General features: G+C 65.5%; 23 protein-coding genes and 3 pseudogenes. 15 read left to right on the top strand and 11 right to left on the bottom strand.

Features of this window, described 5'->3' with window-relative positions:
• Positions 1 to 513, bottom strand: a complete 513-nt coding sequence (locus ACWEO2_RS23205; RefSeq protein ID WP_452407220.1) for a DUF2599 domain-containing protein — start codon at positions 511 to 513, stop codon at positions 1 to 3.
• Positions 514 to 644: 131 nt separating this feature from the next.
• Here ACWEO2_RS23205 and ACWEO2_RS23200 point away from each other — a divergent pair, with 131 nt between their 5' ends.
• A complete protein-coding gene (locus ACWEO2_RS23200; RefSeq protein WP_452407219.1) occupies positions 645 to 1,760 on the top strand; it encodes a lipase family protein in 1,116 nt (371 codons plus the stop codon).
• Between the two features lie 5 nt (positions 1,761 to 1,765).
• Here the strand turns inward: ACWEO2_RS23200 and ACWEO2_RS23195 are convergent, their stop codons facing one another.
• A complete protein-coding gene (locus ACWEO2_RS23195) occupies positions 1,766 to 2,053 on the bottom strand; it encodes a hypothetical protein (protein WP_354956972.1) in 288 nt (95 codons plus the stop codon).
• Between the two features lie 274 nt (positions 2,054 to 2,327).
• On the opposite strand from ACWEO2_RS23195, the gene ACWEO2_RS23190 reads away from it, so the two are divergent.
• From ACWEO2_RS23190 to ACWEO2_RS23160, 7 genes are all read left to right on the top strand, one after another.
• Positions 2,328 to 3,545 carry a lipase family protein gene (locus ACWEO2_RS23190; protein ID WP_452407218.1) on the top strand — a complete coding sequence of 406 codons (1,218 nt, stop codon included), beginning with the start codon at positions 2,328 to 2,330 and terminating at the stop codon, positions 3,543 to 3,545.
• 256 nt (positions 3,546 to 3,801) lie between these two features.
• Entirely contained in the window at positions 3,802 to 5,238 is a 1,437-nt protein-coding gene (locus ACWEO2_RS23185) for a lipase family protein (protein WP_452407217.1), read from the top strand.
• A gap of 62 nt (positions 5,239 to 5,300) precedes the next feature.
• Positions 5,301 to 6,365, top strand: a complete 1,065-nt coding sequence (locus tag ACWEO2_RS23180; RefSeq protein WP_452407216.1) for a fused (3R)-hydroxyacyl-ACP dehydratase subunits HadA/HadB — start codon at positions 5,301 to 5,303, stop codon at positions 6,363 to 6,365.
• A gap of 95 nt (positions 6,366 to 6,460) precedes the next feature.
• A complete protein-coding gene (locus ACWEO2_RS23175) occupies positions 6,461 to 7,393 on the top strand; it encodes a helix-turn-helix domain-containing protein (protein ID WP_355186040.1) in 933 nt (310 codons plus the stop codon).
• 48 nt (positions 7,394 to 7,441) lie between these two features.
• Positions 7,442 to 8,284, top strand: coding sequence for an SAM-dependent methyltransferase (locus ACWEO2_RS23170; protein WP_452407215.1), 843 nt, complete (start codon positions 7,442 to 7,444; stop codon positions 8,282 to 8,284).
• Between the two features lie 55 nt (positions 8,285 to 8,339).
• The gene (locus tag ACWEO2_RS23165; RefSeq protein WP_354956977.1) at positions 8,340 to 8,987 is read left to right on the top strand and encodes a TetR/AcrR family transcriptional regulator; all 648 of its coding nucleotides are present in this window, start codon (positions 8,340 to 8,342) and stop codon (positions 8,985 to 8,987) included.
• Positions 8,984 to 9,592 (top strand): Rv1733c family protein, encoded by a 609-nt coding sequence (locus tag ACWEO2_RS23160; RefSeq protein ID WP_452407214.1) that lies wholly within the window; start codon positions 8,984 to 8,986, stop codon positions 9,590 to 9,592. The genes ACWEO2_RS23165 and ACWEO2_RS23160 overlap by 4 nt, the downstream gene beginning before the upstream one ends.
• A 29-nt stretch (positions 9,593 to 9,621) precedes the next feature.
• Here ACWEO2_RS23160 and ACWEO2_RS23155 read toward each other — a convergent pair.
• Both ACWEO2_RS23155 and ACWEO2_RS23150 read right to left on the bottom strand, forming a co-directional pair.
• Positions 9,622 to 10,474 (bottom strand): annotated as a pseudogene (locus tag ACWEO2_RS23155) (haloalkane dehalogenase).
• 349 nt (positions 10,475 to 10,823) lie between these two features.
• The gene (locus ACWEO2_RS23150; protein ID WP_355189878.1) at positions 10,824 to 12,374 is read right to left on the bottom strand and encodes an acyl-CoA carboxylase subunit beta; all 1,551 of its coding nucleotides are present in this window, start codon (positions 12,372 to 12,374) and stop codon (positions 10,824 to 10,826) included.
• Positions 12,375 to 12,954: 580 nt separating this feature from the next.
• Between ACWEO2_RS23150 and ACWEO2_RS23145 the strand changes: the two genes are divergently transcribed.
• The 3 genes and pseudogenes from ACWEO2_RS23145 (at position 12,955) to ACWEO2_RS23135 (ending at position 15,791) form a co-directional block, all read left to right on the top strand.
• Complete coding sequence (locus tag ACWEO2_RS23145; protein ID WP_452407213.1) at positions 12,955 to 13,785, top strand: transcriptional regulator; 831 nt, start codon at positions 12,955 to 12,957, stop codon at positions 13,783 to 13,785.
• 48 nt (positions 13,786 to 13,833) lie between these two features.
• A pseudogene (locus ACWEO2_RS23140) lies at positions 13,834 to 14,772 on the top strand (acyl-ACP desaturase).
• Positions 14,769 to 15,791: an alpha/beta hydrolase gene (locus ACWEO2_RS23135; RefSeq protein WP_452407212.1), complete on the top strand. Its 1,023-nt coding sequence runs from the start codon at positions 14,769 to 14,771 to the stop codon at positions 15,789 to 15,791. The pseudogene ACWEO2_RS23140 and the gene ACWEO2_RS23135 overlap by 4 nt, the downstream one beginning before the upstream one ends.
• Before the next feature lie 122 nt (positions 15,792 to 15,913).
• On the opposite strand, the gene ACWEO2_RS23130 is transcribed toward ACWEO2_RS23135, so the two are convergent.
• The gene (locus ACWEO2_RS23130; RefSeq protein ID WP_452407211.1) at positions 15,914 to 16,552 is read right to left on the bottom strand and encodes an MspA family porin; all 639 of its coding nucleotides are present in this window, start codon (positions 16,550 to 16,552) and stop codon (positions 15,914 to 15,916) included.
• A gap of 682 nt (positions 16,553 to 17,234) precedes the next feature.
• Between ACWEO2_RS23130 and ACWEO2_RS23125 the strand changes: the two genes are divergently transcribed.
• Complete coding sequence (locus ACWEO2_RS23125; RefSeq protein ID WP_355189803.1) at positions 17,235 to 17,696, top strand: aminoacyl-tRNA deacylase; 462 nt, start codon at positions 17,235 to 17,237, stop codon at positions 17,694 to 17,696.
• 39 nt (positions 17,697 to 17,735) lie between these two features.
• On the opposite strand, the pseudogene ACWEO2_RS23120 reads toward ACWEO2_RS23125, so the two are convergent.
• Positions 17,736 to 17,856: pseudogene (locus ACWEO2_RS23120) on the bottom strand (IS982 family transposase); the annotation flags it as partial.
• Positions 17,857 to 17,952: 96 nt separating this feature from the next.
• Positions 17,953 to 18,579 (bottom strand): hypothetical protein, encoded by a 627-nt coding sequence (locus ACWEO2_RS23115; RefSeq protein WP_355189802.1) that lies wholly within the window; start codon positions 18,577 to 18,579, stop codon positions 17,953 to 17,955.
• Between the two features lie 505 nt (positions 18,580 to 19,084).
• On the opposite strand from ACWEO2_RS23115, the gene ACWEO2_RS23110 reads away from it, so the two are divergent.
• Complete coding sequence (locus tag ACWEO2_RS23110) at positions 19,085 to 19,690, top strand: hypothetical protein (RefSeq protein ID WP_452407210.1); 606 nt, start codon at positions 19,085 to 19,087, stop codon at positions 19,688 to 19,690.
• On the opposite strand, the gene ACWEO2_RS23105 is transcribed toward ACWEO2_RS23110, so the two are convergent.
• Both ACWEO2_RS23105 and ACWEO2_RS23100 read right to left on the bottom strand, forming a co-directional pair.
• Positions 19,666 to 19,917, bottom strand: coding sequence for a DUF397 domain-containing protein (locus ACWEO2_RS23105; RefSeq protein WP_452407316.1), 252 nt, complete (start codon positions 19,915 to 19,917; stop codon positions 19,666 to 19,668). The genes ACWEO2_RS23110 and ACWEO2_RS23105 overlap by 25 nt on opposite strands.
• 186 nt (positions 19,918 to 20,103) lie before the next feature.
• The gene (locus ACWEO2_RS23100; protein WP_452407209.1) at positions 20,104 to 20,571 is read right to left on the bottom strand and encodes a hypothetical protein; all 468 of its coding nucleotides are present in this window, start codon (positions 20,569 to 20,571) and stop codon (positions 20,104 to 20,106) included.
• 477 nt (positions 20,572 to 21,048) lie between these two features.
• Between ACWEO2_RS23100 and ACWEO2_RS23095 the strand changes: the two genes are divergently transcribed.
• Positions 21,049 to 21,195: a hypothetical protein gene (locus tag ACWEO2_RS23095; RefSeq protein ID WP_452407208.1), complete on the top strand. Its 147-nt coding sequence runs from the start codon at positions 21,049 to 21,051 to the stop codon at positions 21,193 to 21,195.
• Positions 21,196 to 21,256: 61 nt separating this feature from the next.
• On the opposite strand, the gene ACWEO2_RS23090 is transcribed toward ACWEO2_RS23095, so the two are convergent.
• Positions 21,257 to 24,100, bottom strand: coding sequence for a discoidin domain-containing protein (locus tag ACWEO2_RS23090; protein ID WP_452407207.1), 2,844 nt, complete (start codon positions 24,098 to 24,100; stop codon positions 21,257 to 21,259).
• Between the two features lie 65 nt (positions 24,101 to 24,165).
• On the opposite strand from ACWEO2_RS23090, the gene ACWEO2_RS23085 reads away from it, so the two are divergent.
• A complete protein-coding gene (locus ACWEO2_RS23085) occupies positions 24,166 to 25,209 on the top strand; it encodes an LLM class flavin-dependent oxidoreductase (protein WP_452407206.1) in 1,044 nt (347 codons plus the stop codon).
• Here ACWEO2_RS23085 and ACWEO2_RS23080 read toward each other — a convergent pair.
• Entirely contained in the window at positions 25,170 to 25,625 is a 456-nt protein-coding gene (locus ACWEO2_RS23080; RefSeq protein ID WP_452407205.1) for a hypothetical protein, read from the bottom strand. The two genes, ACWEO2_RS23085 and ACWEO2_RS23080, sit on opposite strands and share 40 nt — an antisense overlap.
• Positions 25,626 to 25,928 lie beyond the last annotated feature (303 nt).

Raw genomic sequence — 25,928 nt, 5'->3', positions numbered from 1 at the left:
TCATCGTTCGGGTCCACCGGGATTACACGAGGCCTGGACGGTGGCCTGATAGCCCACCGCCGGACGCCAGGGTTCCAGATTCCAGCTCTCCTTGTTCGGCTGCACCATGCGGGCCCAGACCCAATGGCAGACGAACTGATCGCGCATGCCGGGAGTATCGGCGTCGGGGGCCAGCGTGAGCACCTCCTGCCATGCCCGTTCCTCGGTATCGGGGAAGGTTTCGTGCCGCCCGGCCTGGGTCGGGAAGACCAGCAGGCGTGGTCCGTCCACGCCCTCGGTCCAGGTGGTGTGGTCGATGAGCGGCATATCGGCGTAGGGATCTACACTCGGCACTGCGGCGAGGGTAGTGGTCGTCGCCGCCGCGGTGGTGACCGTTGTCGGTGTGGCCGCTGCGCTGACCGGCGGTGATTCATCGGAACCACATGCGCCAAGGGTGCTGGCGAGCGTGCCGCAGCACAGCAGCACGGCGACCGATCGCACCGCTGGCATCCGATCGGCCTTGCGCTGGGTCACTGTCGGTCCTTCCGCATGGTGGTATGCCAACCGAGCGTAGTCATAGCGCGGCGGCGCAACAGTCGTACCGGGATCGGGGCCATCGATTGTGGTGTCTTGTCGGCGGTGGCGGGGCTGGCGATAGTCGGTCGATGGTGCGGGCTCGCAGGGTGGTCGGTGCGGCATTGGTCGCGATGACGGTGGCTTCGGCCGGATCCGCGATGGCGCAGGGGCGCGACACTCCCGGCGTGGTCACCGAGACCGCGGAGTTATCCGGCGCGCTGTGGGTGCGTGGTGCGGCACTGGCGCAGCGGATCACGTATTGGTCACGCGGGCCGCGCGGACCGATGCAGAGCACCGCCGCGATCTATCTGCCGCCCGGTCCACCGCCCCCGGGCGGCTGGCCGATCGTGGCCTATGCGCACGGCAGCGTCGGCATTGCCGACCAGTGCGCGTTCACGCTGCGGCCGCGCGAGTTCTATCTGGCGACGGTCTATCCGGCACTGCTGGCCGCCGGATTCGCCGTGGTGATCTCCGACTACGTCGGACTCGGCACGCCCGGCACACATCCGTACCTGGACGGGCCCTCGCAGGCGCACAGCGTGATCGACGGCGTGCGGGCGGCGCGCGCGGTGACACCGGCACTCGGCGCCCGCTGGGCGGTCTTCGGGCAGTCGCAGGGCGGCCAGACCGCGCTGTTCACCGCGGCGCTCGCACCCGCCGACGCACCGGAGTTGGCCTTGCGCGGCGCGGTGGCCACCGGCGCACCGTCGAATCTGGAGTACGGGCTGACCGCGGCCGGGCCGTGGGTGCCGCGGCTGCCATTGCGCAAGACCACCACGTATTTCGGGCTGTTCCTGGCCGGATTGCGCGCTACCGCACCGGAACTCGATATCGACAGCTATCTGACGCCGATCGGCGAGCAGGTGCTGCGGATCGTGGAGTCCGAATGTGTCGACGACGCCGATGCGCTGGTGCGCGATATCGCGATCGGACAGATGCTGAGCAGGCAGTTGGCGGGGCCGGCATTGGAATCGGCGGTGCGCTCGATGCTGCGGATTCCGACCGAGGGGCAGACCGTGCCCCTGTTCGTCGGTCAGGGGCTGACCGATCTGGAGGTCCCGGCTCCATTGAGTCTCGAGCTGATCGCCGATCTGCGATCCTCCGGTGCCGATCTCCAGGTCGGCGTCTATCCGGGTGATCATCTGAGCGCGGCGGCCGAGGCGCTACCGGACGCACTCGCCTTCCTGCACCGTGTGCTGGCGTAATACCTTCAGTGCCACAGTGATCGGCACGGCAGGCGGCGCAATCCCGGTCGTACCTTGCCGTCCACCGTCACGGTCAGGCCGTCGTGCAGTGCTGCCGAAGTGAATTCCCAGGCCTCGGCCCGGGTGGCCGCGTACTCCAGGATGAGCGCGTCCTCGGGCGTCGGACCGTCGAAGTAGACGGTGATCCGCCGCGTCGGCGATTCCTGGATATTCGTCGAATACACCGGATTTCGCGCACCGGAGTCCTGCTCGGTCGCGCGCTGTCCAGTCGAGTTCTGCGCAGTGCCGTCCATGCCACCGTCTCCTTCGGACCCGACCCGTCGTGTTGATAGCACTGACGGTAAGTTGCCGACCATGGTGTGGACTATGTTCTCGAAGATCGGCTGGACATGTCACAGACACGACACCTAGTTATGGGAGACAGTCACGAATGCGACTGCACATCGATCACAACGCACACCCCCGGAACTTGTGACTTACCAATAGGATTGGCGCGGCCTCTGCCCTTCCCGGCCGTGGCCGTCGAGGATATTCGCAACGTTGGACCCACTCTGGAGGCACGCGTCGATGAGACAGGCCCTACGTAGACCGTTGCGCGCGTTCACCGCGCTGGCGACCGGTCTGCTGATGGTGATCGCGGTGGCCGGGACCGCCCACACCACACCCCTGTATCCCACCCCGGATCCCGACCCCTTCTATACGACGCCGCCGGATCTGGCCGATAAGAAGCCCGGTGACGTGCTCGCGACGCGGGTGATGCCGCCGCTGGCGATCTTCCCGGACACCACCGTGACCGTGGTGCGGTTCCGGTCCACCAGCTCCGAGGGGCAGCCGATCGCGGCAACCACCACGGTGCTCACCCCGAAAACGCATGCCGCCGACGGACCCCTGCTCTCCTACCAGCACATCATCAACGGCCTCGGGGCCGAGTGTTCGGTATCGCGGGTGCTCTACACCGGCGATCCGAACCTCATCGTCCGGGAGGCGCCGGGCTGGAATGTGCTGCTCTCCCGCGGCTGGAGCGTCGCGCTGCCGGACCATCTCGGTCCGAATTTCGCCTATGGTGCAGCCAAATTGGGCGGCATGATCACCCTCGACGGTATCCGGGCGGTGAAACAGGTCAACGAATTGCAGGTGCGCAAGAGTCCGGTCGCCATGGTCGGCTACTCCGGCGGCGGCATGGCCACCGCATGGGCGGCCGCGCTGGCGCCGAAGTACGCGCCGGAACTGGATATCGCCGGAGCCGCGATGGGCGGTGTGCCAATGAATCTGGTGACGATGCTGGAGACCCTCGGCCTGAACTCGCATCCGGTCTTCGGGCTCGCCTTGGCGGCCGGACTCGGCCTGGAACGGGAGTATCCGGACCGCTTCCCGATCAGCGATCAACTCAACGACCGCGGCCTGGCCGCACGTGCTCAGATCGCCAATAGCTGCACCAACGACATTCTGGCCGCAGGCGCGGGCCGCGGTGCCCTGGACTTCGCGAAGTCCACTTCGATGATCAGCGATGCCACCGCACGCGCGGTGGTGGAGGAGAACAGCCTCGAGCTCTACGACGGTGTGCCGAAAACGCCCGTCTTCGAATGGCACTCGCCGATCGATGGACTCATTCCGGTCGATGCGGTGGTGCATACCGATAAGCGCTGGTGCGCGGCCGGTGCCCGGGTGCAGTCCGAACAGATTCCGGTCCCCGATCATCTGACCGCCGCGGTGCTCGGTATCCCCGCTGCGCTGACATGGCTTGATGCGCGATTCCGAGGGGAGGCGGCACCGAGCAACTGTTGATGCACATATGAATTGGTGCTCCGGCGGACGGCCGGATCACCACGGAGCCGGATCTGTCTTGCTGGACAAGCGGATTCGGCTCGGATTGTTGCGATTCGGAGACGTGTCACACACAACTCGGGCACAGTGGGGTCTCCGGCCGAATATGGTCGGTTAGCCTGACGGTCTGGTCTCGGGGCCAGGGGCTTTCGGCGTCGGAGGCACCCATATAGCCGGGTGCCAGGGAACCCGACGTTGCACCCTGGGACGTGTGTCAATGAGTTGTTTGCGTGTCATCCTCTTCGCGCTATTGCTGGTGTGTTCGACTGCGACAGGGGAAGCAGCTGCCGAACCACCGGCCGTACCCGGACTGCCCACCCTTCCGGAACTGCCCGCGCTGCCGATCCCGGCGGATGCCGGTCAGATCCTGCCCGATCTGCAGCAGTGGATCGATGCCATCATCCCGCCACCGCCGATCGCCGCGGCACCGCTGCCTTCCGGGCCGATGCTGGAGGCCACGGCGGTCTCCCCGGCGCTGGCGGCATTGCGTCAGGCCGCGCTGCCCAGCGCCATCGGCGATCCGATCTTCGACGCCTGGCCAGTGGATCTGGACAGCTTCGCCGCGGGGCAGGTGGTGGAGGTCCGCGATATCAGCGCGACGGCCGCACCGCTGGTGCTGGTGCCGATCCGGCAGGCGCTGCTGCTGAAGTACCGCACGTCCGATTCGCGTGGCGCGTCATCCTATGCAACAGCGACTTTGATCATTCCGGCCACCAACTGGTCCGGTCCCGGTACCAGACCGGTCGTGGTGAACAATCTGCCGATCGACGGCCTCGGCCGGGACTGCACGCCCGGCTACACCCTGGCCCACGGCTGGTCGCGCAATACCAACATGACCGACTTCATCCCGCCGACGACGCAATTGGCGGCACTGCGCGGGTACGCCGTGCTGATCCCGGATCATGAGGGGCCCTGGATGGCCTATGCCGAGCCCTATGTCGCCGGACACGCCGTGCTGGACGCCATTCGGGCGGTGCGCGAACTGCGCCCGGACGAATTCGGCGACAGTCGCTTCGCCATGACCGGATACTCCGGCGGCGCCATCGCCACACACGGGGCGGTGAAGCTGATCGATAGCTACGCGCCGGAATTATCCGAATCGATCGTCGGCGCGGCGCTGGGTGGCGTGCCCGCCGATTACGAGATTCTCGCCCGCAGTATGAACGGCAACCTGGCTTCCGGGGTCTTCATGGCGGCGACCTTCGGTGTGGGCCGCGAACGCCCGGAGATCCTGGCCCGGATGAACAATCTGGCGCGGTGGGCCGCCACCTCACCGCTCAAAGACCTGTGTGGGAGCGGCTTCGGCGCGGTCGGTGTGCTCATGCTGCCCGTCGATATCGCCGCGAACATTCCCGATCCATTGCACTCCGAGGTCGCCGCGGATATCTATGCGGTGACGCGGATGGCGGGCATCAAGTCGGCTACACCGCTCTATATCTACAACGGTGAACAGGAATTCTGGATCCCCGCCGAGGGCGCCCGCAACCTGTACCTGGAACAGTGCGGCCTTGGCGTGGCTGCGGTGTACCGCAGTGTGCTCGGTGAGCACATCATCGCAGGTGGTGTCGGGTATCCGGAGGCCATGCTCTGGCTGGACGAGCGTCTGCGGGGTCAGCCGGCGCCCAATGAATGCGGAGCCAACGGTCAAAACTAAGGATCCGCTGGCGAAGGGTTGCCCCGCGTTACACCGGCCGCCGTGTCAGCGATTTATCACACATGATGGTTTTGACCGGATCCGAACAGGCAAGTGCGTTGGTGGGGCGCCACTACCGAATGGTCGATCACTATGAGGTCGGCCGCGAAAAAATTCGGGAATTCGCCCGCTCGGTGCGGGATTTTCACCCCGCGCATTGGAACGAGGCCGCGGCGTGGGACCTCGGCTACGACGCGTTGATCGCGCCGCCGACCTTCTCCGCGATCGTGTGGCTGCTGCTCCAGCGCAAGATGTTCGATTCGGTGTTGACCGGTTACGACATCAGCCAGATGCTGCATACTGAGCAAAGCATCAGGGTGCACCGGCCGCTCATGTCCGGTGACCGCCTGCGCTGCGACTCCTATCTGGAATCGTTCCGGCAGTTCGGCGATATGGACTTCCTTGTCATCAGGACTGTCCTCACCAACCAGCACCGGGAACTGCTGCAGACCGCGCACGCCACCGTGGTCGCGCAGACCGGCACCCAGATGGCAACAGAGCTGGTGACGGCGGTCGACGGTGTCATCATGACCGGTCAGGCGCTGACCGAGCGGAATGCGCCAGGGCACTCGCAGTCGCAGGCGGTGGAGGGCGGCATGATCGAATGCTTCGACGAGGAGCCGTCCGGGTTTGCGGTGGACGAGACGCAGGTTCGGGTGCCGTGCACGATGCCGGAATTCGACGAGCTCACCGTCGGCGCCGAACTGCCTGCCCGAGTCGTCCCGCTCTCGCGCGGTGATCTGGTGAATTACGCTGGGGTATCGGGTGATTCGAATCCGATTCACTACAGCGACCGCGTCGCGGACGCGGCAGGGCTGCCCGATGTGGTATCGCACGGCTTGCTCACCATGGGCCTCGGCGCCAGCTATCTGACGGACTGGCTCGGCGATCCGGCCGCGATCATCGACTACGGGGTGCGATTCTCCGGCTTCGCACCGGTATCGGCCACGCACAATAGCGAGATCGAGTTCCGCGGGCGGATCAAGGCGCTGGATCCGGTGCGGCGGGCGGCGACCATCGCGCTGGCCGCGACCTGCGATGGGCGCAAGCTGTTCGGGCGGGCCATGGCCGAGGTGCTGCTGCGCTGAGTGTCGCCGGATGTACTTGCCGATGTGCGAATGTTTGTGGAAATGGGGCATTTTGGTTCTAGAGAGTCATGGCGAATTCATGGCAGACTCGCATCATGCGTGCTTCGGAAGTGCGATATTCATTCTCCGGTAACAACCCAGCCACCGACGGCGGACCCACCGTCCTGCGGATGATGCTCGGCAGTCGGATGCGACGGCTGCGCGAGGCCTGTGACATCTCCCGCGAGGACGCGGGGGAGGCGATCCGCGGTTCACATTCCAAGATCAGCCGACTCGAATTGGGCCGCACCGGATTCCGGGAACGCGATCTGGTCGATCTGCTCACGCTGTACGGGGTCACCGATCCCGTCGAGCGCGAGGAGTTCAAGGAGCTCGCGCGCCAGGCGAATGCCTCCGGCTGGTGGCATCGCGATAGCGACTGGCTGCCCAAGTGGTTCGACACCTATCTCGGACTCGAACAGGCCGCCAAGCTGATTCGCTGCTACGAGCCGAGAGCGGTGCCGGAGCTGTTGCAGACCGCCGACTATGCGCGGGCTTTGCTTGCACTCGCACATCCGGCGGAATCGGCCGAGGGGATCGAGCGGCGGGTCGTGCTGCGCATGCGACGTCAGGAGATCCTGCGCCGCCCGAACCCGCCGCAGCTGTGGCTGATCGTCGAAGAGGCAGCGTTGCGTCGGCCCATCGGCGGGTCCACGGTGTGGCGGGATCAACTGGAACAGGTGCTGCGCATCGCGGAGGAGCCGCATATCACCGTGCAGGTGCTGCCCGACCACGTCGGTGGACCGGCACTGGCCGACGGCGCGTTCACCATGCTGCGCTTCACCGAAGCCGATCTGCCCGACATCGTCTACCTACAGCAATTGACCAGCGCGCTCTATCTGGACAAGGCCGCTGACCTGGACGCCTACCGCGCGGTGGTGAACCAGCTGTCGGTCCATGCCGCGCCCCCGGAATACACCCCGGGACTCCTGCGCGCGCTGTGCGAACGACATCCGGCGACGCTCGACCACCCGGCCCACCCGCACTGAGGCACGAAAGCTGCAAGCGCGCCAACTGAACTCGGTAATGTATCGATAATGACCGACGATGTTGCGCCACCATATCGGCTCGACCGGGAGATCGATCAGAGTAAGCCGAGTATCGCTCGGGTCTACGACTATCTGCTCGGTGGGAAGGACAACTACCTCGTCGACCAAGAGGTCGGTGATCACTTCAAACTGAACCTTCCCGGTTCGGTGGCGATCGCCTTCACCAGCAGGCAGGCGCTGATCCGTGGCGTCCGGGATATGGCCGTCGCGGGCATGCGGCAGTTCATCGACTTCGGCAGCGGCCTGCCGACCGTGGACAATGTGCATCAGGTCGCCCAGCGGCACGCACCCGACGCGCGCGTGGTCTATGTCGACAGTGATCCGATCGTGCTCGCGCACGGCCGTGCCCTGCTGGCCACCGATGCGAACACCACGGTGATCCAGGCCGACGCACGTGACCCGAAGTCGATCCGCGATCACCCCGAGGTCGCCCGGCTGATCGATTTCGCACAGCCCGTCGCCGTTATCTTCAGCTCGATCCTGCACCACCTCAACGATGATGAGGAACCGGCGGAGGTCATGCGGTTCTGGAACGACCAGATTCCTTCCGGCAGTTACGTTTTCATCACGCACTTCCGATCCGGCCACAATCCGGAGACCACCGCTGCCGAGCAGAAGTTGCAGAGCACCTTCGGTCGCGGCCGCTGGCGCGATACCGAGGAGATCCGCGAACTCTTCGGCGATCTCGAGATCCTCGAGCCCGATATCGTCCCCTCGGCCCGGTGGCGCCCGGACGCGCCTGCCGCTGGCGGCACATCGGTCGGCGCCGTCGACCGCAAACTGACGGTCTGGGAGGAGCTCATCGTCACCGGGCTGGCCCGCAAACCCTGATTCGGATCACACGGAACTAATGTCCCGTTGGGACAATAGCGCGTAGACTACCGATATGAGTATCGACGACGGGGTCGACCTCGACGGCCGCAGGCTGCGCACGCTTCGCAGTCGTGCGGCGATGTCACGTGCCGCATTCGACCTGCTCAACGAGCGGGGACTGGATTCGGTGGCGGTCGAGGACATCGCGGAGCGGGCCGGGGTCACCCGGCGGACCTTCAGCCGTCATTTCTCCTCCATCGAGGAGGCGGTACTCGGTGAAATCGATCAGGACGTGCATCTGTTCAACGAGGCCCTGTGCCGCCGCCCGCTCGGTGAGCCGCCGTTGGTCGCCTACCACAATGCGCTGCACGACTGGCTGTCCGCCGAATACGCCGGGCCGAAGGCGGCCGGGTTGGCCCGACGCTGGGCGCTGTTCCAGCGCTTCGAGGACGAGCCGACGCTGGCCGCTGGCTATCAGCGCATCCGACTCGACGGCCAGCGCGAATCGGTGCGGATCATCGCGGCCCGGCTCGGTGTCGATCCCGCGGTGGACCGGCGGCCCGAGGTGGCCGTCGCGGCCGGGTCCGGCCTGCTCGTCGCCGCCCTGCAGGTCTGGGGCGCGGGCTCGGACACCAACGGATTGCCCGACCTCATCGACACATTCTTCGACACCCTTCACGGGCTGACGGCCGACTTCCAGAGCGAGGTGTCATCGTCATGACCGCAGCAGCCGGATCACCGAGTGTTGTCCGCCGCACCTGCCGCCGCGTCGGGTTGGACCGAAATCCGATGCGCCGCCGCGAGGACCGCGTGCAGTTGGCGGTCGCGGCAGCTCTGACGGTGGTGTTCCTGATCATCGCTCCGGTGCTGTCGATGGCGGTCGGCGGGCGGATCTACCAGACCGAAGACCGTCTCGCGAAGGCGCAGGCGGCGCAGTTGCACCCGGTCGAGGCGACCGTGGTCGAGGTCGGCAAGGCGCCGCTGTACGCGCCGATCACCCCGGCCCGGGTGCAGTGGAAGGATGCACTCGGGGTCGCGCACACCAGCGACTACCAGGCCACCGGAGTGGTGAAAACCGGTGCCACCGTGAAGATCTGGCTGGACAGCTCGGGGAAGGTCACCGAGCCGCCATCGAGCACACGGGCATTGAGCAAGGCGCTGCTGATCACCACGGGGCTGGTCTTCGCGATCGGAATCTGCTTCGGCGGCGGCTACGCTCTGCTGCGCCGTGGCCTCGATCGTCGCCGAGCCCGGCTCTGGGAGGCCGAATGGGTCACGGTGGAACGGACCTGGGGCAATCACGGCAGGCGTCCGGATCAGGCCTAGTCGCGTGTCTCCCCGTTCGTCCATCGTAGTTACGGGAATCGCTTCGCGATCGCCGTCGTGATCGCGTCCGGTGCGTGTTCCTGAATGAAATGCCGCGCGTGTGGCAGCTCGACTACATCGAGATCGGTGAAGGCGGCACGCATTCGCGGGATACCGGCGTTCGGACGGAACACCATGTCCCGCATTCCCCACAGCAACAGGGTCGGCTTGTCGCCGAGCAGGACGGGCACGTCTCGGGCAAGTCGGTCCAGCAGCGGGCGCGCGGCACGAATTTCTTTGGGCGAGTCCGCGCCGGGCTTCTGCAGTGGGCTGCACCGCGCGGTAGTGGTCGGCCTCGGCTGCGGTGAGCGTGCGCCCCAGCTCTGCGAGCAGGACGCGCTCAACGAGGAAATTCTGTTCGAGTATCCGCCGCTGCATCGGACTGCTGCTCATGATCATGCTGAACGCCCGATTAGCCATCGCTTCGATCGGCCAGAACACGGTATTGCCCAGCACGATCCCCCGCACCCGGTCCGCGCGCGCGGTGACCGCGCCCAGACCGATGGGGCCGCCCCAATCGTGTCCCATCAGAACGAAGCCGTCGAGCTGCAGGTGATCGATCAGCTCGCCGAGGACCGCGGTGTGTTCGGCGATGGTGTAGCCGAAACCCGCAGGACGTTCGGACAATCCGAAACCCAGGTAGTCGACGGCGACACACCGGTACCGGTCGCGCAGGTTCTTCACGATGTGGCGGTAGAGGAAACTCCACGCCGGAGCGCCATGACAGAACAGGATCGGTGGTCCGGCCCCCTCGTCGATGTAATGAACTCGGCCAACGGACGAGTCGAACCAGCGCGACTCGAAAGGATACAGATTCCCGTCGGGAACGAAGTCGATCAGCATTATCCCCTCCCTCCGATGCCAGACTACGTGTGTGGTGCACCCGAGCGCGCGGCAGCCTCCACCGAAATGGTCGTCTGTGGACCGGAGCCCGGCGTGCTGCCGCATGGTCGAGGTACTCAATGGGGACACACCCAGGTTGACTCGCACGAATGCGGCGTGCCCACCCAGAGTGGATAGGGACACAGTGCGTGGGCACGCCGCGTGCCGGGCCGCCGTGCGGCGAACACGGGCCGGGCATGGATGACGTTAGGGCACAGTCGTGTTGGGCCGCTCAGCGAGCGGCCCAACATCGGAGATCGCACGACCGGTGCCCGTTCATGTTGTGATGCAACACAAAACGGGCGAGATCCTAGACCGGGAAGAGGCTGTGCTTGCGTGGGTTGTGCTTCTTGACCGAACCCTTCTCGCGCAGCAGGCGCAGCGCCTTGCGGATCTCCAGGCGGGTCTGGGACGGCTCGATGACGGCGTCGATATAGCCGCGTTCGGCCGCGGTCCACGGGGTGGCCACGGTGGCGTTGTAGAAGTCGATCATCTGCTGGCGCACCGTGGCACGCTGGTCGGCCGGGGTCGCCTCGAGCTGTCTGCGACCGATGATGCCCACCATGCTCTCCGCGCCCATTACCGCGATCTGAGCGGTCGGCCAGGCCAGGGCGAGGTCGGCGCCGAGCGGCTTGCAGCCCATTACGGCGTAGCCGCCGCCGTAGGCCTTGCGCGTCACGATCGACACGATCGGCACCGTGGCCTCGATCACCGAGCGGAAGAATCGGCCACCGCGCTTGATCACGCCGTTGCGTTCCTCCTCGAGCCCGGGCAGCACGCCGGGGGTGTCGACGACGAAGATGACCGGCAGGCCGAAGGCGTCGCACAGGCGGATGAAATACGCCGCCTTGTCCGAGCACAGTCCGTCCAGCGCGCCGCCGAGCACCTGCGGCTGATTGGCGACCACACCGACGCTGCGGCCGTCGACCCGGGCGAAGCCGGTGATCAGATTCTGGGCGGTACCCGCGCTGATCTCGTGGAAGTCGCCGTCGTCGAAGATGCGCAGCAGCACCTCGTGCATGTCGTAGCCGGACCGGGCCGAATCCGGGATGATCGAGTTCAGTTCCAGATCGTGGCTGGTGAGTTCCGGCTCCAGGCCCGGATTCACCACCGGAGCCTGCTCGAGGCAGCTCGACGGCAGGTAGCTCAGATAGGTGCGAACCCAGTCGAAGGCCGCCTGCTCATCGGCGGCGACGTGGTGCACCGTGCCATTGGCCTGCAGGGCGGCGGCGCCGCCGAGATCGTCGGCGCTGACCACCTCGCCGGTGACGCCCTTGATGACCTCCGGACCGGTGACGAACATATAGGACTTCTCGGTCGCGACCAGCACATCCATATTGACTGGGCCGTACACCGAACCGGCCGCGCATTTGCCGAGCATGACCGCGACCATCGGCACGAAACCGGACAGATCCTCCTGGCGTCGGCACATCAGCGCGTACCAGGCCAGCGAGGTCACCGCCTCTTGGATGCGGGCGCCGCCGGAATCGTTGATCGAGACCACCGGGCAGGCGTTCTCCTGCGCGAACTCCATTGCGGCGGCGACCTTTCGGCCGAACATCTCGCCGACCGAACCGCCGTGCACCGTCTGATCGTGGGCGATGACGACGACCGGCCTGCCGTCGATATAGCCGCGGCCGGTGACCACGCCGTCGCCGTACATGCCGTCGGTGCTGCCGGGCTGGCGCATCAGCGCGCCCATTTCCACGAAGGAGCCCTTGTCGAGCAGCATTCGCACGCGCTCGCGGGCGCTGGGTATGCCCTTCTTCTTGCGCTTCGCGATGCCGGTCTCGCCTGCGGGCTCCTCGGCGAGCTCCAGGACGTCGCGGAGTTCCTCCAGCTTTTCTCGCGTACCGCTCATATGGGGTTAGGCCATCCTTCGAACTCGTCGCCAGTTGCACCGCCCGGGTTCACCGAACTGAGCAAGGCGGTCGATGCTATCGGGCATATGACCCGTAGCACAGGGATCCACTTTAGTCATGGGAGAGCTCACAGGTTCGGTCGGTGTGCCCTGGTTTGAATCACCGGTGCCCGGGTAGTGCGCGCTGCCATGCCGATGCCGTCGGTAGATCGCCGCCGGGCGTTACAGCGGTGGTCGCGGGGCGCCACCCGTGCGCCAGCGGACCGGCGGTGCGCGGATCCCGCTGTCGCAATCTGATCATCCGGATGATCGGAATATTGCAACCGAGAATCCGCCCGCTGCTTGTGATTTCACCCAAGGCGGTCGGTACCAAGTGATGACTTTCCCAATTATCGGGCCGGATATGCGATTTCGGTGGGAACCCGGCTAGCCTTTCATAGTCATGGTGGGCAAACAGGCTGGTTCGGGCCCCAAGACCTTGGAAGCAAAACTGGTCGAGCATTTGACTTTTCAGGCTCGGTGCGCACGTCGCGAAGATCTCGGTACTATCACGCGCGCCTGTTTGGTGGAGGCTGCGCGGATGCTGGAGCCGCGGTTGATTCCGGTGGCACAGCCAGCGGCGATTGCCGGATCAGCTGCGCGCTGGGCGCGTGAGGGGATAGCGCTGGAAACCGTGCTCGACGCGTATCACGACGGGGTCCGCATCGGTTTGGAATTCCTGACCGAGCAGGCCGCAGGGGAAGACGCCGATGCGGTGGCGGCGGCGGCCGGGCTGATCGTGCGGGTGCTGGAAACCGTGACGACGGCGACGCTGACGGCCTACCTCGATGAACATCGCCAGGTCGCGCGCGAGCAGCAGACCGCGGCGCAGATGCTGGTATCGGCGCTGCTCAGCGGGCACGGTGTCGCGCATCTGGCGCGCCGGGCCGGAATCAGTGTGGCCGCGTCGTACCAGGTCGTGGCCCTCGCGATTCCCGCGCATCCGGATGAGCGAAGACCCGGTATGGGCGCGCCGTCAGCGGCGCGCAGGAAGCTGCGCCGCGTTCAGGCGGCGCTGGCGCCGCCGCTCGGTTCCCGGGCACTGTCGCTGCTGTCCGATGAGGGCGGCACGGTCCTGATTCCGATCGACGAGGTCTCGGCCATGACCTCGCTCGCACTCACCCCCGAGGTGCTCGAGCTGATCGGCGAGGCCGCCGAGGTTCCGCTGACCGCGGTGGTGACCTCTGGCGATGCCAGCCGGATTCCCGAACTGGCCGGGCTGGTCCAGGAGTTGCTCGCCCGACTGCAGGCCGATGGCCGACCGCCGGGGCTCTACCGACTGGCCGATCTGCCCGATTATGACGGGCTCCAGCAGGCCCGCCGGCCGGTCGTCACCTCGCCCAATGATCACCGAATCACTCGTTCGGCCTGACCGAGCGCCCTTGATCTGCGGTTCCGGGGTGTGAACGAAGGAGTACGTGTGCCGACCACGCTGACCGATCTCGATACTCTGCGCGAACTCGAGCCCGTCGCCGAACAGCATCTGCGCAAGGTCAAGGCCTGGCATCCGCAGGATTATGTGCCGTGGGACGACTGTCGGAACTTCGCGGCCATGGGCGGTGTCGATTGGGAGCCGGGACAATCCGAGCTGTCCGAGGTCGCCCGCACCGCGATGGTCACCAACTTGCTCACCGAGGACAATCTGCCCTCCTATCACCGAGAGATCTCGGAGTCGTTGTCCTTGGACGAGGTCTGGGGCACCTGGGTGGGGTGCTGGACCGCGGCCGAGAATCGTCATGCGATTGTCATGTGCGATTATCCGGTGGTCACTCGCGCGGTCGACCCGGTGACCCTGGAGCAGGCCAGAATGGCGCATATGACGACGGGTGTCGCGAAACCTGTGAAGGGACAGCAGTTCCTGCGATCTGGCGCATATGTGACGCAACAGGAACTGGCGACCAGGTTAAGTCACAGAAATACCGGCGCGGCCTGTAATGAGCCCATCGCCGAGCGTATGCTGCAACGAATTGCCGCCGACGAAAAGCTGTAGATGATCTTCTCTCGCAACCTCAGTGCCGCCGCCCTCGACCTGACGCCGAACCAGACCCTGCGCGCGTTCACCGATATCGTCACCCGGTTCCAGATGCCCGGACTCACCCAGCCGAACTCCCGGCGAAATGCTGTGGTACTGGCCGAATACGGCATCTGCGATCTGCGCCAGCATCTCGACGGTGTGCTGCGCCCGGTGCTGCGCGCCTGGAATGTCTTCGAGCGCACCGACCTATCCGACGACGGCGAACGCGCCCGCGATGAAATCGCGGCCTACTTCGACGAGTTAGCGCTCAGGGCAACGTGTTTCGAGGAGCAGCGGGACCGCGCCGCAGCCGGGCAGGCCGAGCGAGCCACCGTCGCGCCATGAGTCTTCGAGCACCGATCACCGCGGCGGCGATGGCCCTCATCGCCGTGGTGGGGGCTGCGCCCGCGCTCGCGGATCCACCCGTAGCACCGCCGCCGGTGGATCCTGCCATGACCCGGACCGGTACCATCGCTATCGAGACTGTCGGCCCACGCCACGAACGCTTTTCGATCGCCTCGGCCGCCATGCGCCGGGTCATTACGGTGGATGTGCTGCGCGGCAGCGGTTCCGGGCCGCATCCGCTGTTGTATCTGCTGGACGGCGTTGACGGCGAGCAGATCTCGGGGTGGCTCAGCAAAGGTCGAGCGGCGGAGTACTTCGCCGATAAGCCCGTCGATGTGGTCTTGACCAGCGGCGGCACCGGGAGCATGTACAGCGACTGGATGCGTCGCGACGCGAATCTCGGACTCAATCGGTGGGAAACGTTTCTTACCGCGGAACTGCCGCCGATCGTCGAGTCGTATCTGAGAACCGATGGGCGGCGCGCGATTGCGGGCGTATCGATGGGCGCGCAGGCGGCCATGATGCTGGCCCAGCGGTATCCGGGTCGATACCGCGCGGTCGCGGGGATGAGCGGATGCTATTCCACCGCGGACGAACTCGGCCGCGCCGTCACCACCATCACGGTCGCCTCGCGCGGCGGTAATGTCGAAAACCTTTGGGGCCCGGCCGATTCGCCGGAGTGGGGTGCGCACGACAGCGTGCTCGGGGCGGCCGATCTGCGGGATACGTCGATCTATCTCTCCGCGGCGACCGGCCTGCCGACCGACGCCGATCTCGTCGCCGTATCGCATGCGCCGAACCTCGTCGAAGCCCTGCGGACGGCGGGTGGGGGACTCGCGCTCGAGGCCGGTGCGCGGCTGTGCACCGAACGCTTCGCCGCTCGGCTCGCCGAGCTGAAGATTCCCGCCACCGTCGACTACGCCCCAGCGGGCATGCACACCTGGCCCGATTTCGAGGCGCAACTCCCGCGTGCCTGGCGCGCGCTCGCCCCGGCGCTCGGGCTGCCCGAGCCGCACTGATCCGCGCGACCCGGTGCCGAGCAGATCGTCGTGACCTGGTGCCGGGCTCTACCGTCGCTCGCTGATGCAAACCCAAGGGCGCCTGACGATTCGGCAGGTGCTGAAGGTGCAGGACTGAGGATTCACAGCACGATGGGGTCGCCGTAGCTGGCGCCGCTGGCGTCCACCGCCGCCGATTCGGCGGTGACCCTGGCGTACGCGCGGATGGTCAGCGCGCCACCGCAGCCGGATACCTGGATGTGGAAGTCTCGGCTGACCATGGTGCCGAGGGTGTCCGGTTGGAGTTTCTTGGTGCCGACCGCGATATCGGCGATTTTGCCCGGGGACATGGTCAGGTCGGCACCGAGCCCGCCGCTGAGGTCGGGGATGACATTGATATCGATGCTCGGCGTCAGCGAACCTGGCGAGATGTCGAGTCCGAGGTCCAGATTGGCATCGGCCTGGAGTTTGGTTTGGAGCTCGGCCTTGGGGTCGAGGTCCACCGCGCATGCTACGTAGTACCCGGATGTCAGTGTGCCGGAATCGGAACCCGAGATCCGGCCGTAGAAGTCGGTGTCCAGCAACACTTCCCGGTTGGTCGGCATGCCGTTCAGTGCGGTGAGTGGATGGGCATCGATGTCGCGCTGGCCGACGGTGAATTGCATCGTGCCGGAAACGGAGTAGGTCTTCTCATGGGCGGCCGCGGCGTGCGCGAACGGGGCGGTGGTGACCGCGCAGCCCGCCATCGTCAGGGCGGCGATCAGAACACACTTCCGGTACATCGTTCTCCATGCTCTCGGTGGCCGTACCCGGGCGCGCGGACGGCGATGGCTGCATTCCCGGGCAGGATTCGGCGGCCCAGGACTGAGCCGTAGCGAGCGTGTCCGCTGAACCTCAGAGCGAGCTGGGACGCGGCTGGGAACTACCCGAATGCGCTGGCGCGGTAGGGGTTCGCGCCAGCGGGTCCGCGCCGGCGCCACCGGCACCGCCGCGCGCCTGGCCTCCGCTATCGGCGCAACTGCGCTCGGCTGGCAAATGCCGTCATCGCGGTATCTTCCCGTTGAACTTCTTTCAGCGAATCGGGCCGGAACACCATTAGATCCATGGTCTCCGATTTATTTGACCAGTTTCGTTCAATGCGCTCGATCGGCTCCGATAAGACGCTTGACCAGTTTATCGTTTTCCTAGAAGGATGGATTTCCGATTTGTGTGTTCACTTCGCGCACATCCAGCTTTTGATAGCACGGCTACGCTTGGCGCCCCCGCTGCCGGCGGTGGCGGTAATACTTGCGGGATGCGGAGCACCGGATCGAACTTCCGATCCCGTGCCGCGGTTTGTGTGGAGGCATTCGGCCATGAATTCGAGCGGGCGGCGCCTGCCTCGTCGAGGCATATCAGGGCTAGCATGAAGAAATAGGGCCGCCGGTTCGAAAGTGCTGCCAACCAGCCAGTGGAGGTTCCCTCATGCCCATATCACCCACCGTGGACACCTGCCTACGCAAAGCAGGTGTCGAGTTCGACGTCGTGCGGCATCCGCACAGCCACAGCAGCACCGAGACAGCCGCAACCGCGGCTATCCCCGGCGACCGACTCGCCAAGACGATCCTGCTCGAAGACGAGCAAGGCTACGTCGGTGCCGTGCTGCCTTCCACTCATCACTTGCGGTTGTCAGAACTGTGGGACCACACCGGACGGCGTCTATCGCTGGCCAACGAGTCCGACATCCGCGCAGTCTTCAAAGACTGTGAACTCGGCGCCATCCCTCCGGTCTGCACTGCCTACGGCATGAAGACACTGATGGATGAAAGCCTGAGCACACAACCCGACATCTACTTCGAGGCTGGTGACCACGAGACGCTCATCCACATGCGTACCGAGCAGTTCATGCGCTTGATGGAACAGGCAGAAACGGGACACTTCAGCTAGACGAGTAAGTCCGAAGCCCGGTCGTGGTAGGAGATCAGCGACCGGGTCGCTGGTGCGCGTCGCGACTTCCTCGAAGCTGCGTCCGGCGTGGTCCCTGGCCTTTGAGGGTGTCGTTGACCGACTCGATCAGCTGCCGCACCTTCTTCGGCAGCGCCTCACCGAACGGGCTTTCTCATCCTTGCGCGACTCGGTAGCGCATGTGGCGGCAGAACACGAGAGGGCAAGCTCGACAACACGTTTCGCCGAAATTGCCGGATCACCTGGTGATGTTGCTGATGCAATTGCCTTCCGAACCGTAATCCACCGTGAAGACCGCAGGCTGGTTGACACCGGCAGAATTCGTCACCGGTACGGTCACCTCGCGAGTGGGCGCCTGGGGATCGCGGCTCTCCAGCGTCCGCGAACTCATCTCGCCCTCGAGAAAGCCGGTGCTGCCGGAGAGCATGTCCGGATTGTTGTCCAGGGCTGACCCGGCGCAGGCCAGACGGTATTTGCTCTCGATATCGTCCTGATTCACCGGCTTTCCGATGACTCGGGACAGATAGCGGCGGACAACGTACCGGGCATCACCATCAGTGAAAGTGTCACGCGCTCCGGTTGCGTACACCCTCGGACACGCGTACCCGGACGCGATTTCGCTGCGCCGCAAACTCACCGTCCGCACCGGTCCCTTCCAGAGCACTGCCCATTGTCCGTCGGCGCCGGGCTGCGCGAGCGCGGCCAGAATACCGTCCTTATCCGCGTACATGGCTCGGGCATTGGACGGTTCAATCGTCCAGCAGTTACCAACCAGACGGTCCATATCACCGCCCACCAGATCGTTCGCCCAGGGCTGCACCGCGCTGGCAGCCTTCGGATTGCCGGATACCTCACCGATCGGCACAGTCGCCGGCGCCTGCCCCGATGCCGGGTGCTGCGATTCGCCCGATGTCGCGTCCTGATGCGATATCGGCTGCTTCGCGGAACTGTTTGTTTGCGCATTGTCAGAGCCACACGCGGTCACTACCGCACACGCAGTAGCCGCGGCCAGCACACATACAGCTCGCATCGTGATCTTGATCATGACAGAACACTAAGTTCGCGAATCGCCAGGCAGAAGCCAGACCTTTTCGGGGCAGTGGCCACGAAAAGCTATGGGCCGTCTCGCGAAAACATGTCAAGGGCGTGAGCCCTCGGCGACAGGACTCATCGGTCGTGGGCCGATCCCGTACCTGTGCCACCGGCCACCCCGACGCGATCCCGCTACGCGATGATCGAGCCAACTCGCGAGCAGATGAAACTGGCACGGCACTTGCGAAACACGCGTTTCGTAGGACATCGGAACAACATCCGCGTCATGATGGCTGTGGTGAAACCGAGTCGGGGGTGAGGTGGTGGAGCTGCCTGAGATGGCTGGGCGTCTGTTTTCGGCCGAGGAAGCCGGCCGGCTCTGGGTGCCATGGACGCCCGCCGAAGTCGCGGAACGAATGTCGGGTGTCGCGGTTCCGTGGTACGTGGCGGGCGGGTGGGCGCTCGAGCTGTTCAGCGAAGGTGCCGCTCGTGCACACCACGACCTCGAAATCGGGGTCCCAGAGGGCAGATTCGGCGAGATCGTCGACGCGTTCCCGGGCTTCGAGTGGGATGTGATCGCGGACGGCCGAATCCTGTCGTTTCCGGCGGACGCGGAGAAGCAGCATCAGACGTGGCTACGCGAACCCGCGACCGGGCGCTATCACCTCGACGTATTCAGGGAACCGCAGGTCGGCGATCGATGGGCGTGCCGCCGCGACCCGGCGATCACCCTGCCCTATGCAGAACTGATTCGCCACACCCGCGAGGGCATTCCCTACGCGATTCCGGAGGTCGTGCTCCTGTTCAAGGCAAAAGCGCCGCGCGACAAGGACGAAGCCGACTTCCGGCATGTACTATCCGCTTTGGACCGATCGCAGAGGTCGCGACTGTCCGAGTGGTTGTCGCGGGTCCACCCCGGTCACCTCTGGCTCGAAGAAATCTGATCCCATCTACTGGGAGTTCGCGAGCTGTTAGTAGTGGAAGTCGCCGCGAGTTGCCGCGCGGTGAAGGTCGACCACTCGGCTGCGGTGAAGATCAGCGCGGGGTCGGATGGGTTCTTGGAATCGCGAACGCCGACCAGGTTGTTCGGGAGAAATGCGACCTCGACGCAGTTTCTGGAGCCAGCTCTACGGCTGCTCTTGAACCACTTCCACTGCGATTGTTCGTTCATCACGACGCGTAATTCCCGCTTCCCTCCAGGATCGATTGCGCCCAGCACACCACGATGCGATCCGAAATGGACCAGCACGGTGGATTTTCATGCAATCGGTGCATTATCCCAGGAAGAATTGCATCCGAAGGTGATTTCGCAGCCCGGTGCGCAACCTCGCCTGATTCGGGGCGTCCGAGACTGCCGCTAACTCGGGAGCGAGGTGGTTAGGTTGCAGACAGTGTCGCGGAGCAGCTTTGGCGCGGTATCGAGCGGAATGTCGTACCAGAGGTCGAGTTCCAGGCGGTTGCCCGCGCCGATGGTGACCTCGGTCGGTTGGCGTTTGATCGCCATGGCGTCATTGCTGACCGGATGGGCGGCGTCGGCCGCGTCGGACAACTGATAGTCGGTTGTCTCGGTGGTGTGAAATGTGTTGTCGGTATTGGTGATCGCCACCCGAATGCGCACGAATTGGCCTTTCGGCAGCCATTCGGCATGGGTGCCGAAGAGGTAGCCGCGGCCGGGGTCGACGATCAGGGCTTCGACGGTGAGCTTGGCGCAATCCGTTGGCGTGCGGACGTATTCGGTAGGCGTGACCGGCGGTGGAGTCGACGCCGGTGTCGGTCCCGAGGCGCATGCCGCAAGAAGGAGTAGAAGCGGAAGGAACCAGCGCACCAACTCAGGCTAATGCTCATCCGGCCCGAGTGATTCGTGACAGCGAAAAGTGCTCCCCCCCAACGGCGTGTCCCCGCCGCACCCAATGACCCACGAAACTTACTGGCACTCAGGTGCCCAGCACTCGAGACCAGCATCCGGCCCAGTCCTGGACCGGTGATCACCATGCGCTGGTGCAGGTAAACGTCGAGAGCACATATGCATCAGCGCATTCTCGGTGGGTTGTGGGCGCTGTTTGGTGGTGTTGAGGATGGAGTATCGCGGTGCGGCGCACGGGTGCGGAGCCTGGTACTCGGTTGCCGGTGGGACGTATTTGGGCGATGTGACCGGACCCATGGCCAATACCATCCCGACCGGTCCACGCGCGCACTTTGCCCGCGCCTTGGCCACCTCCATTCATCGCGCGGCCCCCATGGATCGGGGCGGGGCGGCCAGCTGGGTGGAGGAGGGATCTTCGGCTCCGGGCGCGAGGTGTGGTTGAGCGATGTGGGCGCCGGGGAGACCGTCAGTGCCCGAACGAAGCTCATCAATATCGGTGCCAAGCCATCGGTGTATCGGAACTCCGCCGCGCTGAGCGATTTGCGCTGGCTGATCGGCTTCGTCGTCTTCGGAATCCGGCTCTGATACTCGATTTCAGTGTCTATGTGAGATTGAAGCAGCGTGCTGTTCGGCAGGATTATCCGGATTAGGTTCGGGGACCGGAGATTTCGAGTTCGCGGATGCCGGGGTGCGTGGCCGGGTCGGTGGCCGTGAGTTCGAGGCGGACGTAACGGGCCGAGATCGGGCTGGGCAGGGTCCCTGTTGTCGGATCCACGGTCACCGGAGTCCAGGCGTGTTCGTCTGCGGATACGGTGAAAGTGGTTGCGGTGCGGGCGGGTTCGGTCCAGTGCGGAACGATTCGATCGATGCGGGTGTCTTTCCCCAGGTCGACGGTGAGCGCACCCTGCGGTCCGTCGGGTGCCCAGCCGGTGGCAGTGCTGCCGTCGACTGCTGCGGCGGCGTATTTGCCGGGCTCGTCGGAGGTGGTCATGACCGGCTTGCAGCGGGCGAGATTGGCGGTCGGGGTCAGGTCCGGGCGTCGGGTGGTGAAGGTGGCGTCGTCGGTGAGCAGGCGAGTTTCGGACTCCGCGCGGACCTGCATCGGTTGACCGTGTGTCAGCGTCAATTTTGTCTCGTCGGGTCCGATGGTGGCATCGAAAGTCCGCCCCTGCCAGTGGATTCCACGGATCGTGAGGCCCTGGTTCAGCTCGGGTGGAAGCGTGGGGGCGATGCGGATGCCGTCGATGTCGAAGCGCAGCCCGAGCAGTCCATTGGTGAAGGTTTGCAGGAAACCGCCCGCTGCGGTGACGAAGGTGAAGGCAGGTGCGCCCGCGAGCGGGTCCTTGGCTCCGACCTTCTCGCCGCGCGCCTCGGCGAACTGTCCGAAGGGTGTGCGCACGAAGGGACGTGCGGCGCGCTCGAGGTAGGTGTCGGCCGCACAGCCGGGGACGCCGATCTTCGCGGCGTCGATGGCGTGCACCGAATCGGTCATGGCCGGACCGTCGGGATCTGTTCGCTGCGAATAGTATTCGAGCACATGGGCCGCGACATCCGGCGGCATCGGCCAGTCCAGGGGATAGATCAGCAGGACGGTGTCGGCCTGTTTGATGGGCGCGCCGGTGTACCCGTCGAATTGGGCGAAGAGCCCTTGCGAGCTGTCGAACGGCATGCGTAGGCGGTCGGCGATCGTGGTCCACTCCGGCGGGTGCCGTTCGCCGAGAATCTGGGCGGCCCGTGCGGCATTACGCAGGGCGAGCGCGGCGACCGCATTGGTGTAGACCGCGTCGTTCACGCCGTTGCTGTATTCATCGGGGCCCGCGACATTGCGGATGGAGTAGCTGCCATCGTCATTGCGAGTGACCCGCGAAGCCCAGAATTCGGCGACCTCGCGCATGATCGGCCAGCCGCGGGTGCGCAGGTAGTTGGTATCGCCGGTGGCGGTGAAGTACTGCCAGGCCGCCAGGGATATATCACCCTGCAAATGGATTTGGGTCAGGCAGTGTGGCGGATCCCAGCTGTGGCATTCGTCGAGATCGCCGCGACTCGCGCTGGTCCACGGGTAGAACGCGCCGCGATAGCCGAGCCGCTGAGCGTTGGCTCGGGCGGCGGGCAAGGTCCGATAGCGGTACTCCACAATGGATTTCGCCAAGTGCGGCGAAAGTTGCAATAGCACTGGGAACATCCAGATGTCGGCGTCCCAGAACACCGCGCCCGCATAGTTGTCGCTGCTGAGCCCGACGGGTGAAATGCTGTTGTCCTGTCGGGAATTCGTATTCGAGTACAGCGAGTAGAGCGCGCCGCGCACCCAGGTCTGCACCTCCGGCTGACCGGGCACCTCGATATCACCGCGCCAACGCTCCCGCCACGCCGCGGACGTATCGGCGAGCAGTTCCGCCCATCCGGACCGAACGGCTCGCTGTGCGGCCTCGTATGCCGAAGCGGCCGGATCGGTTGCGGTGCGGGCGGTGTCGATGCCGATGAACTTCGTCACCTGGTACGTGTCGCCGTCTCGCACCGGAAAACGGACATCTTGGCGCGCACTGAGGTCGCGTGGCGGGGGCGTCGGCTCGATCCCCGACGACTGGATGCCCTGTCCGGGCCGCAGCACCGAGACGATATCGCCGCTGATATCGGTCCCATCGGTACGGAAGCCGACCTCGATGGCATCGTCATCGCGGGCACCGGCACCGGTGCGGCTCAGCCGCCGAGCCCCCGCACCATCGATGAGATCGGAGACCACCAGCTCGCCCGACCAATGCGGAACGATGGTGAGATGGATCGCGCCGACGTGCTGATCGGCCCGATCGGTGAGCACGTCGTAGACCAGATCGGTGGCCTTACCGTCGGGCGCGGTCCAGGTCAGGCGGGTGTGGACCAGTCCACATCGCAGCAGCAGCGTCTGTTCGAAGTTGGTGATCTGGGTCGGGGGAGTGGCGGGTGAATAGGTCTGATCGCCGACGCCGACCAGCAGCCCGGACCAGTTCGGAATGGCCGCGGCGACCTCGCGGTTATCGGCGACGCCCGGTGTGTGCGCGTAGAGACCCGCGACGAAAGCGCCGTCGTATGCGGGCGTGTACAGCGGCCAGCCGGTCATTTCATCGGTCGCGGCGTAGCCCATACCCTGTGGAGGAACGCGCAAGCCGAGATAGCCGTTGCCCACGAACGGGTGCGCGTCGATCGGCGCGTCCACCTGCGTATTCGATAGTGCCCATGCCGGTAACGATGCGACGGGATCACCTGGACACGCATCGCTCGACGCCTGATCGGTATGGCGCAGCGCGACGATCACCACCGTTGCCACCACCGCCAGAATGACCGCGAGCGCGATGCCCATCAGCGTGGTGCGACGGCTTGCTCGTTGGAAAGACTTGACGATCCCCGACATTCGCGCCTCCATGGCGTGCGCCGACATTCGTGCCGAGCCGCGATACGCGCCGACTACCGCGGGACCGACCACCGGATTTCGCAGTTGCGGGACCCATTCTCGCATCCAGGGTGTGTTGTCCAGCTCACCGCGCGGCGGAATGCGCCCGAACCGGGCGTGTTGACACAGATATGACTACGGGATTCGGTGCGGTGCGGTTTTCGATTCTGGATCGTTCGCGTGTTCGACGCGGGCAAAGCCATCCGGAGGCGCTGCGGGAGACCGTCGAATTCGCGCGGCTGGCCGAGGAATGGGGCTATCACCGGTTCTGGGTGTCCGAACACCACAGCGTGCCCGGGGTCGCGGGTTCGGCCCCGACGGTGCTCGCGGCGGCGGTCGCGGCGGCGACATCCCGGATCAGGATCGGGACCGGCGGGGTAATGCTGCCGAACCATCAGCCGCTGGTGGTCGCCGAACAGTTCGGGGTCTTGGAATCGCTGTATCCGGGGCGGGTCGATATGGGGCTCGGGCGCTCGGTCGGCTTCACCGATGGGGTGCGGCGCGCGCTCGGGCACGACAAGACCGACGCCGATGATTTCGATCGCCAGCTCACCGATGTGCTCGAGTATTTCGCGCGCGGTCGGTCGGGTGTGCATGCGTGGCCCGCGCAGGGGCTGCATGTGCCCGCATTCCTGCTGGCCACCGGATCGGGTGCGGAGCGAGCGGCACGGTTCGGGCTGCCGCTCGTGATCGCCTCGATCGCGGGGGTGGACCGCATGGTCGAGGCGATCGGGCGGTATCGAGCGGAATTCCGTCCGACGCCATGGGGCGCGCAGCCGTATGTCGTCGTCTCCGGGGCGGTGGTGATCGCCGATACGACCGAGCAGGCCCATCGACTATTGCTGCCGGAGGCATGGTCGGCCGCATATGCGCGCACCCGGGGCGAATTCCCGGTGCTCATCCCGCCCGCGGAAATCGAGTCGACACCGATGACCGAGCGGGAACGCCGGATCTTCGACGACGCGCTGCGCGACCACATCCACGGCACCGAGGACGAGGTCGCCGACGCGTTGGAGGCGTTGATAGCGCGCACCGGCGCGGACGAGATCCTGGTGCACACCAGCACCTACGATCGGGCCGCGCGGCTGGACTCCCATCGCCGACTCGCGCGGCTCACCGGGCTGCTCGATATCGCTCAATCCGTCACGGGGAAGCGGACTTCCGCGGCGGCATAGCCGAAAAGCCTACGACCGTGCGATTTTGCGTCCAGCGCGATGGTCGCGGTGTGCCGGTACGGGTCGAGTGAGGTTACCCGGCCGCGGAATTCGATTGCGGGGGCGAGCAACGCCTGTACATATCCGGCGTGCAGCCGACTGATCAGCTCGGGCCGCATGGTGCCGTCGGGCAGCAGCCCGTAGCCGAGCCCAACGATCGCGGCTTCCGGACCAGCGAAGCCGAGCGCCGGTGTGCGACCGGCGGGTTCGCCGGTCAGCAGCCCGAACAATGCTCCTTGCGGCTGCGCGGCCGAGCCCGTGTTATCCGCCCTGGCGGGCGGGGTGTGCAACAGCGTCGCCGCGCCGAGCAGTACCCCTGCCGTGATCCCCGCGATGCCGCGGTCGAGGCGGACGGTGGATTCGATCCGGTCGAACATGGCAGCTCCAGTTGTTGGCCATCGGGTGGCCGCCGACGGTGGGAAACGTGGAACCATGGTCATCCTGTTGCCGCGAATCCCTTGTGATCAGTTGGTGATCTGGAGAATTCACTGAATGCGATCGTTCGAATTGTGCCTTTGCCGTTCGGGCGAAATTCTGAGGCTGTGTCGTATCCCTAACGGGGACAATGCCGTTTGGTGAGCTTTCCAGTTACCCCTGCGACCCATCGGTTTCGCCGCTGCACCGTTTTAGCGTTTGGCCCAGTTTCAGCGCCGTCGACTCGCCACTTCTGGGCGCCCCGT

The sequence above is a fragment of the Nocardia sp. NPDC004278 genome (assembly GCF_053602975.1).
The sequence above is the reverse complement of the archived record's forward strand: the minus strand, read 5'-3'. Positions and strand labels throughout refer to the sequence as shown.

Bases quoted from the DNA above. Each gene is read 5' to 3' on its own strand.
- ACWEO2_RS23200 (WP_452407219.1), top strand. From the start codon at position 645: ATGGTGCGGGCTCGCAGGGTGGTCGGTGCGGCATTGGTCGCGATGACG.
- ACWEO2_RS23195 (WP_354956972.1), bottom strand. From the start codon at position 2,053: ATGGACGGCACTGCGCAGAACTCGACTGGACAGCGCGCGACCGAGCAG.
- ACWEO2_RS23190 (WP_452407218.1), top strand. From the start codon at position 2,328: ATGAGACAGGCCCTACGTAGACCGTTGCGCGCGTTCACCGCGCTGGCG.
- ACWEO2_RS23185 (WP_452407217.1), top strand. From the start codon at position 3,802: ATGAGTTGTTTGCGTGTCATCCTCTTCGCGCTATTGCTGGTGTGTTCG.
- ACWEO2_RS23180 (WP_452407216.1), top strand. From the start codon at position 5,301: ATGATGGTTTTGACCGGATCCGAACAGGCAAGTGCGTTGGTGGGGCGC.
- ACWEO2_RS23175 (WP_355186040.1), top strand. From the start codon at position 6,461: ATGCGTGCTTCGGAAGTGCGATATTCATTCTCCGGTAACAACCCAGCC.
- ACWEO2_RS23170 (WP_452407215.1), top strand. From the start codon at position 7,442: ATGACCGACGATGTTGCGCCACCATATCGGCTCGACCGGGAGATCGAT.
- ACWEO2_RS23165 (WP_354956977.1), top strand. From the start codon at position 8,340: ATGAGTATCGACGACGGGGTCGACCTCGACGGCCGCAGGCTGCGCACG.
- ACWEO2_RS23160 (WP_452407214.1), top strand. From the start codon at position 8,984: ATGACCGCAGCAGCCGGATCACCGAGTGTTGTCCGCCGCACCTGCCGC.
- ACWEO2_RS23150 (WP_355189878.1), bottom strand. From the start codon at position 12,374: ATGAGCGGTACGCGAGAAAAGCTGGAGGAACTCCGCGACGTCCTGGAG.
- ACWEO2_RS23145 (WP_452407213.1), top strand. From the start codon at position 12,955: ATGCTGGAGCCGCGGTTGATTCCGGTGGCACAGCCAGCGGCGATTGCC.
- ACWEO2_RS23135 (WP_452407212.1), top strand. From the start codon at position 14,769: ATGAGTCTTCGAGCACCGATCACCGCGGCGGCGATGGCCCTCATCGCC.
- ACWEO2_RS23130 (WP_452407211.1), bottom strand. From the start codon at position 16,552: ATGTACCGGAAGTGTGTTCTGATCGCCGCCCTGACGATGGCGGGCTGC.
- ACWEO2_RS23125 (WP_355189803.1), top strand. From the start codon at position 17,235: ATGCCCATATCACCCACCGTGGACACCTGCCTACGCAAAGCAGGTGTC.
- ACWEO2_RS23110 (WP_452407210.1), top strand. From the start codon at position 19,085: ATGGCTGGGCGTCTGTTTTCGGCCGAGGAAGCCGGCCGGCTCTGGGTG.
- ACWEO2_RS23105 (WP_452407316.1), bottom strand. From the start codon at position 19,917: ATGAACGAACAATCGCAGTGGAAGTGGTTCAAGAGCAGCCGTAGAGCT.
- ACWEO2_RS23090 (WP_452407207.1), bottom strand. From the start codon at position 24,100: ATGCGAGAATGGGTCCCGCAACTGCGAAATCCGGTGGTCGGTCCCGCG.
- ACWEO2_RS23085 (WP_452407206.1), top strand. From the start codon at position 24,166: ATGACTACGGGATTCGGTGCGGTGCGGTTTTCGATTCTGGATCGTTCG.
- ACWEO2_RS23080 (WP_452407205.1), bottom strand. From the start codon at position 25,625: ATGTTCGACCGGATCGAATCCACCGTCCGCCTCGACCGCGGCATCGCG.